1 rRNA gene is annotated in these 3,216 nt (G+C 50.5%); it reads right to left on the bottom strand.

The window, feature by feature from the left end:
* Positions 1-120: 120 nt before the first annotated feature.
* Positions 121-3,012: ribosomal RNA gene (locus tag ACP7B3_RS29560) — 23S ribosomal RNA — on the bottom strand.
* Between the last annotated feature and the right edge of the window lie 204 nt (positions 3,013-3,216).

Below are 3,216 nucleotides of genomic sequence, written 5' to 3' on the forward strand. Positions count from 1 at the left end.
TATGTGACAGCTTTCGGTGTTTTGTGAGGTTCGAACTTTCGGTTCATTTCGTCTTCACACACCGCAATCTGGTGCTCTTTCGCTTTTCAGCTTGAAGCAAGCAAATTGCTTGGGTGTTATATGGTCAAGCCTCACGGGCAATTAGTATTGGTTAGCTCAACGCCTCACAGCGCTTACACACCCAACCTATCAACGTCGTAGTCTTCGACGGCCCTTCAGGGAACTCAAGGTTCCAGTGAGATCTCATCTTGAGGCTAGTTTCCCGCTTAGATGCTTTCAGCGGTTATCTATTCCGAACATAGCTACCCGGCAATGCCACTGGCGTGACAACCGGAACACCAGAGGTTCGTCCACTCCGGTCCTCTCGTACTAGGAGCAGCCCCTCTCAAATCTCAAACGTCCACGGCAGATAGGGACCGAACTGTCTCACGACGTTCTAAACCCAGCTCGCGTACCACTTTAAATGGCGAACAGCCATACCCTTGGGACCGGCTTCAGCCCCAGGATGTGATGAGCCGACATCGAGGTGCCAAACACCGCCGTCGATATGAACTCTTGGGCGGTATCAGCCTGTTATCCCCGGAGTACCTTTTATCCGTTGAGCGATGGCCCTTCCATACAGAACCACCGGATCACTAAGACCTACTTTCGTACCTGCTCGACGTGTCTGTCTCGCAGTCAAGCGCGCTTTTGCCTTTATACTCTACGACCGATTTCCGACCGGTCTGAGCGCACCTTCGTACTCCTCCGTTACTCTTTAGGAGGAGACCGCCCCAGTCAAACTACCCACCATACACTGTCCTCGATCCGGATAACGGACCTGAGTTAGAACCTCAAAGTTGCCAGGGTGGTATTTCAAGGTTGGCTCCACGCAGACTGGCGTCCACGCTTCAAAGCCTCCCACCTATCCTACACAAGCAAATTCAAAGTCCAGTGCAAAGCTATAGTAAAGGTTCACGGGGTCTTTCCGTCTAGCCGCGGATACACTGCATCTTCACAGCGATTTCAATTTCACTGAGTCTCGGGTGGAGACAGCGCCGCCATCGTTACGCCATTCGTGCAGGTCGGAACTTACCCGACAAGGAATTTCGCTACCTTAGGACCGTTATAGTTACGGCCGCCGTTTACCGGGGCTTCGATCAAGAGCTTCGCGTTAGCTAACCCCATCAATTAACCTTCCGGCACCGGGCAGGCGTCACACCCTATACGTCCACTTTCGTGTTTGCAGAGTGCTGTGTTTTTAATAAACAGTCGCAGCGGCCTGGTATCTTCGACCGGCATGAGCTTACGGAGCAAGTCCTTCACCCTCACCGGCGCACCTTCTCCCGAAGTTACGGTGCCATTTTGCCTAGTTCCTTCACCCGAGTTCTCTCAAGCGCCTTGGTATTCTCTACCCAACCACCTGTGTCGGTTTGGGGTACGGTTCCTGGTTACCTGAAGCTTAGAAGCTTTTCTTGGAAGCATGGCATCAACCACTTCGTTAACTAAAAGTTAACTCGTCATCAGCTCTCGGCCTTAAGATCCCGGATTTACCTAAGATCTCAGCCTACCACCTTAAACTTGGACAACCAACGCCAAGCTGGCCTAGCCTTCTCCGTCCCTCCATCGCAATAACCAGAAGTACAGGAATATTAACCTGTTTTCCATCGACTACGCTTTTCAGCCTCGCCTTAGGGACCGACTAACCCTGCGTCGATTAACGTTGCGCAGGAAACCTTGGTCTTTCGGCGTGGGTGTTTTTCACACCCATTGTCGTTACTCATGTCAGCATTCGCACTTCTGATACCTCCAGCAAGCTTCTCAACTCACCTTCACAGGCTTACAGAACGCTCCTCTACCGCATCACTTACGTGATACCCGTAGCTTCGGTGTATGGTTTGAGCCCCGTTACATCTTCCGCGCAGGCCGACTCGACTAGTGAGCTATTACGCTTTCTTTAAAGGGTGGCTGCTTCTAAGCCAACCTCCTAGCTGTCTAAGCCTTCCCACATCGTTTCCCACTTAACCATAACTTTGGGACCTTAGCTGACGGTCTGGGTTGTTTCCCTTTTCACGACGGACGTTAGCACCCGCCGTGTGTCTCCCATGCTCGGCACTTGTAGGTATTCGGAGTTTGCATCGGTTTGGTAAGTCGGGATGACCCCCTAGCCGAAACAGTGCTCTACCCCCTACAGTGATACATGAGGCGCTACCTAAATAGCTTTCGAGGAGAACCAGCTATCTCCGAGCTTGATTAGCCTTTCACTCCGATCCACAGGTCATCCGCTAACTTTTCAACGGTAGTCGGTTCGGTCCTCCAGTTAGTGTTACCCAACCTTCAACCTGCCCATGGATAGATCGCCCGGTTTCGGGTCTATTCCCAGCGACTAGACGCCCTATTAAGACTCGCTTTCGCTACGCCTCCCCTATTCGGTTAAGCTCGCCACTGAAAATAAGTCGCTGACCCATTATACAAAAGGTACGCAGTCACAGAACAAAGTCTGCTCCCACTGCTTGTACGCATACGGTTTCAGGATCTATTTCACTCCCCTCTCCGGGGTTCTTTTCGCCTTTCCCTCACGGTACTAGTTCACTATCGGTCAGTCAGTAGTATTTAGCCTTGGAGGATGGTCCCCCCATATTCAGACAAAGTTTCTCGTGCTCCGTCCTACTCGATTTCATGACTAAGAGATTTTCGCGTACAGGGCTATCACCCACTATGGCCGCACTTTCCAGAGCGTTCCGCTAATCTCAAAGCCACTTAAGGGCTAGTCCCCGTTCGCTCGCCACTACTAAGGGAATCTCGGTTGATTTCTTTTCCTCAGGGTACTTAGATGTTTCAGTTCCCCTGGTTCGCCCCTTACACCTATGTATTCAGTGTAAGGTAACCATCTTATGATGGCTGGGTTCCCCCATTCAGACATCTCCGGATCAAAGTCTGTTTGCCGACTCCCCGAAGCTTTTCGCAGGCTACCACGTCTTTCATCGCCTCTGACTGCCAAGGCATCCACCGTATGCGCTTCTTCACTTGACCATATAACCCCAAGCAATCTGGTTATACTGTGAAGACAACATTCGCCGAAAATTCGATAATACTCAATTACGAGTAACTCACAAATTTTACCTTAGCCTGATCCGTTACCAGTGAAAGTAACGTTCAGTCTATCTTTCTATCACATACCCAAATTTTTAAAGAACGATCTAATCAAAGACTAGAAATCAACATTCACCATCACTT

This window comes from Pseudomonas sp. TWRC1-2, from assembly GCF_049896685.1.
In the GTDB taxonomy this organism is placed as follows: domain Bacteria; phylum Pseudomonadota; class Gammaproteobacteria; order Pseudomonadales; family Pseudomonadaceae; genus Aquipseudomonas.